General features: G+C 64.1%; 7 protein-coding genes. 2 read left to right on the forward strand and 5 right to left on the reverse strand.

What is annotated here, in order from left to right:
- The first annotated feature begins 22 nt into the window (after nucleotides 1-22).
- Nucleotides 23-652 (forward strand): transposase, encoded by a 630-nt coding sequence (locus tag IIB36_19910; GenBank protein MCH7534007.1) that lies wholly within the window; start codon nucleotides 23-25, stop codon nucleotides 650-652.
- Between the two features lie 238 nt (nucleotides 653-890).
- On the opposite strand, the gene IIB36_19915 is transcribed toward IIB36_19910, so the two are convergent.
- Nucleotides 891-1868 (reverse strand): ISAzo13 family transposase, encoded by a 978-nt coding sequence (locus IIB36_19915; protein ID MCH7534008.1) that lies wholly within the window; start codon nucleotides 1866-1868, stop codon nucleotides 891-893.
- Nucleotides 1823-2572: a hypothetical protein gene (locus IIB36_19920; GenBank protein MCH7534009.1), complete on the reverse strand. Its 750-nt coding sequence runs from the start codon at nucleotides 2570-2572 to the stop codon at nucleotides 1823-1825. The genes IIB36_19915 and IIB36_19920 overlap by 46 nt, the downstream gene beginning before the upstream one ends.
- A gap of 302 nt (nucleotides 2573-2874) precedes the next feature.
- Here IIB36_19920 and IIB36_19925 point away from each other — a divergent pair, with 302 nt between their 5' ends.
- Complete coding sequence (locus IIB36_19925; GenBank protein ID MCH7534010.1) at nucleotides 2875-3165, forward strand: hypothetical protein; 291 nt, start codon at nucleotides 2875-2877, stop codon at nucleotides 3163-3165.
- 140 nt (nucleotides 3166-3305) lie between these two features.
- Here IIB36_19925 and IIB36_19930 read toward each other — a convergent pair whose 3' ends face one another.
- The 3 genes from IIB36_19930 to IIB36_19940 form a co-directional block, all read right to left on the reverse strand.
- Entirely contained in the window at nucleotides 3306-4487 is a 1182-nt protein-coding gene (locus tag IIB36_19930) for an IS481 family transposase (protein MCH7534011.1), read from the reverse strand.
- Nucleotides 4488-4810: 323 nt separating this feature from the next.
- Nucleotides 4811-5362 (reverse strand): EF-hand domain-containing protein, encoded by a 552-nt coding sequence (locus tag IIB36_19935; GenBank protein MCH7534012.1) that lies wholly within the window; start codon nucleotides 5360-5362, stop codon nucleotides 4811-4813.
- Between the two features lie 53 nt (nucleotides 5363-5415).
- Nucleotides 5416-6710, reverse strand: a 1295-nt coding sequence (locus tag IIB36_19940; GenBank protein MCH7534013.1) for a phosphoglycerate dehydrogenase, incomplete at its 5' end; no start/stop codon positions are given.

Consider the following 6710-nt stretch of genomic DNA (forward strand, 5'->3'; position numbering starts at 1 on the left):
GCTGCGCGACAAGCAGGGCCCCATGGCCGAGCTCGCCCAGCGTCTGGCCTGCGAACTCGAGCACTACGTCCCCCTGGCCCGTCAGGTCGTCGAGCAGACCCGTCGCCGCGTGCTGAACAAAGAGAGCGTCCCGGCCGAGGAGAAGCTGGTCTCCATCTTCGAGCCGCATACTGACATTATCCGCAAGGACAACCGCGGCACCTACTACGGGCACAAGGTCACCCTTACGGGCGGCGCCAGTGGTCTCGTCCTCGACTGGGTCGTCGAAGAGGGCAACCCCGCCGACTCCACACTTCTCATCCGGATGCTCGAGCGCCAGCAGGACCTCTACGGACACTATCCGCGCCAGGCCAGCGCGGACGGAGGCTTTGCCAGCAAGGACAATCTCCGCTACGCCAAGGCCGGCGGCGTCCAGGACATGGTCTTCGCCAAGAGGCGCGGCCTCGCGGTCGAAGACATGGTCACGCAGACCTGGATCTTCAAGAAGCTCCGCGACTTCCGCGCCGGCATCGAAGGCGTCATCTCCTTCCTCAAGCGCGTCTTCGGCCTGCGTCGTTGTACTTGGAGCGGCCGGCCTTCCTTCGCCAGCTACGTCGGCGCCTCGATCGTCTCCGCCAACCTCCTCATCCTGGCCCGCCATATGATGGCGTGAACTGAAGCCAGCCCTCCTGCCCTCCCCTGCCTGGGCGACGTGTCTCCAGGAACACCAAATTCAACCGGATCCAGGCCTTCCGCCCTCTCCCACACCTCCTTTCCCCCGATCTCGACCCCTGTCCCCATTCATCCCTCTACAGATCCCTCGCCCACGCCGGCCTTACAGGCTATTTGTGGATGGGATCTAGGGCTAAGCGACGGCGCAAGAATAACTCCCTGATTTGGTCGGGTGGTCATTACCGTGGTCGGATGGTGTAGTTGCGTAGAGGCTGGATGTCGTGGGGTTGGAGGGCGATGGCGGCGAACTGGTCATCGGGGACTTTGACGCCCGTGGGATAGTCCCGGTCGATGAGGTGGGCGGTGACGCGGAGGCCGGTCTTGGTGGTTGTGGTGCGGATGTAGTTGAGGATGGTCTCGTAGCAGCGCAGCGGCTGTGCGGCCCAGTTCCTACTGATCTGGCTGAAGAGGCGGTGGTCGATGGGGTTCCATTTCGAGGCGCCGGCTGGATAGTGGCATACGGTGACACTGACCTGGTGCGTGTCGGCGAGGCGATTCTGGAGGGCGACCTTGAAGGTCCGGACGCGCGGACTGTTGCTGCCCCCGCTGTCGGCGAGCACGAGCAGCTCGCGAGCACCGGGGTAGCGTTGGCGTCCTTCGGATTCCCACCATCGGACGAGATTGTCGACGGCGAAGTCGGGGGTATCGTGAGATGTTCCCACGAAGACGGTGCCGCGGTTGGCGCGCACGTCGTAGACGCCGTAGGGGATGGCAATGCCTTTGGCCTCGGAGCGGAAGTCGTGGTCTCGCACTAGCTCCGGAGTGCGCTTCCAAGCCGTGCCGTTGTTCTTGAAGTTGCCGACCAGCTCCCTCTTCTTCGAATCGATGCTCACGATCGGCAGGTCACGTACGGCAAAACTCGTGCGTTGCTTGGCGATGTATTCGAACTGCTCGTTGCGGTCCGGGCCCGACCCTCGAGAAACCCGCTTGTGATTGACGCGGAGCGTGTAGTCGAGATCCTCGAGGATCCGGGCCACGGTCCTGGGACAAACGCAGATGCCGAGGCCCCGAAGCTCGTTGGAGATCTTCTCGGTTGTGCGTCGGGTCCAGCGCACGCCGGTGATGGGATCGCCCGCCACATCATGCTTCATCAACTCCTCGATGGAGGCGATCACGTCCGGAGTTTTTTTTCCGCAGGAGGCCGTCCCCCACCGGATCGTCTCACGCGCTCGCGCTCGACGTCCTGAGTGAGAAGCTGCGTTCGTCCCGTGGCCACGGTGCCCGCGTCGAGACCCAGAAGTTCGGCGATGCGTCGATCCCCGCCGTGGCCGAGCTTCATCGACTCAAGGCCCGCATACAAGCGTCGCTGGCGTTCATCGAGTAGCGAGAAGAACAGTACGATGGCCGCCCTCAGCTCGTCAGGCACCACGCGCAGCCCTGCACCGAAGGGGAGGTCCTGGGGCTGCGCTTCCCAGACGTGCCGCGCTCGGTGTTGCTTGCTTCGCACCAAGCTGTCGGCGGCGAAATGTACGAAGCGCCCGTCGATCTTCTCGCGGAAGATGCGACCGTCCAGGGCCAGCTTTCGCAGCGGATCCTTCACCCCGACGTGGAGCACGTTTTCGAGCTCGTCCGTCGCATAGCCTGCTTCTGCCTCCTGCACCAGCACTTCGCATGTCTTGACGAGCGTTCCGTGCCGAGAGAACCACACGGAGCGAAAGCACCACAAACCCAGATCGTCGAACTCGGCGACCGCGTCCAGCGTGTAGTACTTGCCGCGGTGGGAGTAGCTCGAATGATAGGCGAGCTCGCGGAGCCTACGGAAGACCGTCATGTCGACCTCGGTTCCGAGCACAGACTTGAGCTGGGGCATCGTCGCGATCTTGCATTCGACGAGCAGCTGGCGTACCGCTTCGGCGTCCACGACATCCCTCCCTGTTAGGGTTACGCCTCACTATGCGTAACTCTAACACTTGCCCATCCATCCCACAAGACGCCGCAAGTCACCCTAAAGCCCTACTGATCACCACCTTCATTGCTCGTCATCCTGTGACCATGGGGCACCGCTGCGTTAGAGTTGCGCTGGATACTCGTGATTTGTTTTTGCGCCGACACTTAGTCCCATTGCTGGCCGTCATCGCTGGAGGCGCTATAGGCGTGACCGCGACAGCCTGCTCGTCCCGCACCGCGGAGGTACCTGCCCCTTCGCCGGTCGCTGCGAGCGCGATGCCGCCGCTCATTTTCGTCGACCGCGTCCGTATCCGGAACAACCTGGGCGCGCCTCCCTTGGAGGGGTGGCTGCAGGGCGACGATCGGTTGGTCGCTGCGGCCGTAAGCTCGGCGCTGGATCAGTGGCTCGAACTGCCAGGCATCCCGCGCCTACTTTTCGATTGCGTTGAGGGCATTGAGATAATGGCGGGGGAAGCGGCTGCCGCGAGGTACGGCGAGGAAGCTTCCGGGGGTGTGATTCTTGTCACCTTGAGATGTGGCCTCCAGAGCGGGTCGGGCCGGCTTTGAACGGTAGCCCTGATGGGTGACACTTACACACCCCTGATGGGTGACAGTCTCGTAAACTAAGCTGCAGGTGTTTTTTTGTAATTGTTCCTCCTCCCCCCGGAGCTCGCAGCGCGAAGCGCGGAGGGACGCGAAGCGAGAGATCATCGTTTGGGGTTACGCGAGGAGAAGCCGTCGTGATCGAGAATGGCGAGCTTGGTCGTGTGGAGCCAGCCGAGCGAGACGGGCCCGAAGGAGACGGCCCAGACGTCGGAGGCGACCTCTTCGAGACCGATGTACTCGCCGCCGAGGAGATGGCTGACGTTGACCCAGGCGGAGTGCCACCGGATGCCTCCATTGGAGGAGACCTTTCGGACCTCGAAGTGAGCTGGATACTCCAGGGTGAGGAGCTTCGAAGGGAAGGTCCTGGAAGAGGGCTCATAGACTGAAGCGGGGGTCTTGTTGGCGAGCGCCTCGTGGGGCCGGACCTCGTTGAAGTCGATCCTCCAGGCGTTGAAGCGCCGCTGCTGTGCGCTGCGGTTGGCGGCCGGCGGAATGGTGGTGTCGGCCTTGAGATCCTTGTGCATGCGTTCGTGTCGGCCGTTCTGCTGGGGTGATGCGGGCTCGATGAGGTCGGGCATGATGCCGAGCTTGATCCACCAGACGGAGAGGCGAGACAGGCGGCCGAGGGACATGGAAGCGAAGGGCGGCCCATTGTCAGTGCGCATGCGGTCAGGGAGCCCGAACTCGCGGAAGATGCGCGTGAAGACACGACGACTTCCGGCGTAGGTGGTGCCGGCTAGCCCCTGGCAACCGAGGAGGCTGCGGCTATAGCCGTCCTGGACGGTGAGGGGATAGCAGTAGATGCCGTCGAGGGTCTTGAACTGGCCCTTGAAGTCGGCAGACCAGATGCCGTTGGGTGCGTCGAAGGTCGCAGTGGGCCGACCGGGATGGGTCGGCTTACGCCGCTTCTTGTTGCGGTTGACGAGACCCTTGAGGACGAAGTGCTTGTGCAGGGTCTGCGGGGCGGGCAGAGGCCAGTCGGGATGAAGCGTCTCGAGTCGACCGAGGATCTTGCCTGCCCCCCACCGGGGTCGCTGCCTACGGAGCTCGAAGGCCGCTTCGAGGATCATGGGGTCGGTAGCATGAGGGCAGATACGGGGCCGATGCGATCGATCGAGAAGGCCGTCGGGCCCCTCGAGTTCGTATCGCTCGAGCCACTTGTAGCCGGCTTGACGGCTCACGCCGTAGCGTCTGCAGAGTTCGGCGTGAGAGAACAGGCCGCCCTGGGTCTCCAGGACAAATCGCTTGCGTTGGGTCACGGGATCAGTCTCCATCCATGGCATGGGCGCGCTCCCAATTCGTGAGGAATTGGCGCCACGTTAAGGGTCGAGACTGTCACCCATCAGGGGTGTGTATTGTGTCACCCATCAGGGGTGACCGTACCGCCTGAACTCTAACAAGTCATTGCTACTGACACGGAAGAAATGGTGGGTACGCTGCGCTGGTGTTCAGGCGGGCCGCTCGGGAACTGGTGAGTAGTGATCCGACCCTCAAGCTCGTCGAGGCGAATGACTACCTCCCTGGTGCCTGAGCGGCTGCGATCGGGTCAACCCATCTCCGCCTAACAACGTGAGCTTCATCCCGAGATCCGCTCGGGGCACTCCTATCAGGCGCCGATCGGCCCGAAGAGAACGTTCCCCGCGGCCTCGACATCGTCACTACGGTAGAACTGTCGGCTGATGTCGAGGAGCTCCGAACGGGTGATCACCCCATCGCCGTCGGTGTCCAACTCGTCGAAAACGGTCTCGGCGAGGCTGACGGCCAACCCGAACACGCCGTAGAAGTCCGAGAACTCGCTCAGGCCGATCGTCCCGTCTTCATCGACGTCGAACACCTCGAAGAGACGGTCCGTAAGCGCCCGCGTTTCGGCTTCGGAACGCTCGTCGTCCGCGAGCGCGAGCTGCCAGTACGCGAGCCACTCGTCGAGGTCGACGCCGCCGTCGCGGTTGCCGTCCGCAGCAGCCTCGAGTCGCTCCCAGAGCCCCATGTAGAGATCACGCAGCGTCCGGTATCCGCTCGAGCCGTCTTTCTCACCACGGAGAATCCGAACGTTCTCGAAGATGCGCTCGAAGTCGGCTCGGGCGATGCGGCCATCGTCGTCTATGTCGTAGACCCGGAAGTAACGCGTCAGCTTCTTCGTCTGCAGATCGGTCAGCATCGTATCTCTACTGAGGAGCGGAGGGGTGGAGGGTCGCACGCGCGACCCAGCTACTATCCTAGCCTTACAACCACCGCGCTGGACACCTCGGGGAGTTCGAGCAAGGTTGAACTGACACCGCCGTCGACCTCGCCGTCGACCGCAATCGCGGCCAGAGCGTCACCCCCCTTCGAAAGCCGGGCCTGGTGGTACCCGGCGATGTTGATCGAATGGTCCCCGAGAATGGTGCCAACGCGTCCGATCACGCCGGGCACGTCGTGGTTCTTGAGCACGATGAGCGTGCCGGACGGCACGACGTCCACATGATAGTCGGCGATGCGCACGATGCGGGGATGCACGTCGCCGAGAAGCGCTCCGGCCAGCTGAAGGTCGTCTCCGTCGGCGCGCACCACGATCTCGACGTACTCGGTGTAGTCCTCGTGCTGGGAGAGGCGCGTCCTGGCCACGCCGATGCCGCGCTGCCGTGCCAGGTGGCCCGCGCTCACGAAGTTGACCTGATCTGCCCCGAGTACGTCACGGAGCAGGCCCACCAAGACGTAGGCGGTCAGGGGCTCGAGCGCCTCATCGGAATCGCCGGCGTACCGCACCTCGACCTCGTAGACACCGCCCGGGGCCAGCGCGCGGGCAAGGTGTCCAAGCGCCTCGCCGAGTCGGAAGAGGGGGCCCAGCGCCTTCACGGTGTCGCCACCGATCGCGGGCGCGTTGAGCGCGCGGGAAAGATCGCCCTCGGCCAGAGCCGCACGCACGGCCTCCGCGATCTCGGTCGCGACGAGCTCCTGTGCCTCCTGCGTGGAAGCCCCCAGGTGGGGCGTGAGAACGAGATTCGGAGCGCGCCGGAGAGCGGAGTGTTCCTCGAGGGGCTCGTTCGCGAATACATCGAGCGCGGCACCCGCGAGGTGGCCCGACTCCAGAGCGGCCGCGAGTGCGGCCTCGTCGACGATGCCCCCACGGGCGACGTTCACGAGGAAGGAACCCTTCTTCATGCGTGCGAGCTCCGCGGCGGCGATCATACCCCTGGTCGTGTCGGTCAGAGGCACGTGCAACGACACGACGTCGGCGCGCTCGAGCACGTCGTACAGCTCCGCCCTCTCCGCGTGGATCTCCGCCGCCCGTTCGTCGGTGAGATAGGGGTCGTACGCAACGACGTTCATGCCAAACGCCCGACACCGCTTCGCGACCTCACCTCCGATGCGGCCCGCACCCACGAGGCCGAGCGTGCGCCCCCGAAGCTCCGCACCCTTGAAACGCGATCGAGCCCATTCCCCGGCCCGTATCGAGGCGTCCGCCTCCGCCACGCACCGAACCATCGAGAGAATGAGGGCGAGGGTAAGCTCCGCCGCGGAGACCG

The sequence above is a fragment of the Gemmatimonadota bacterium genome, assembly GCA_022560615.1.
Lineage (GTDB): Bacteria > Gemmatimonadota > Gemmatimonadetes > Longimicrobiales > Gaopeijiaceae > UBA1138.

What these genes read in the sequence shown, in the direction of transcription:
- IIB36_19910 (MCH7534007.1), top strand. Translation starts at nt 23, where the DNA reads ATGGCCGAGCTCGCCCAGCGTCTGGCCTGCGAACTCGAGCACTACGTC.
- IIB36_19925 (MCH7534010.1), top strand. Translation starts at nt 2,875, where the DNA reads ATGCCGCCGCTCATTTTCGTCGACCGCGTCCGTATCCGGAACAACCTG.
- IIB36_19930 (MCH7534011.1), bottom strand. Translation starts at nt 4,487, where the DNA reads ATGCCATGGATGGAGACTGATCCCGTGACCCAACGCAAGCGATTTGTC.
- IIB36_19935 (MCH7534012.1), bottom strand. Translation starts at nt 5,362, where the DNA reads ATGCTGACCGATCTGCAGACGAAGAAGCTGACGCGTTACTTCCGGGTC.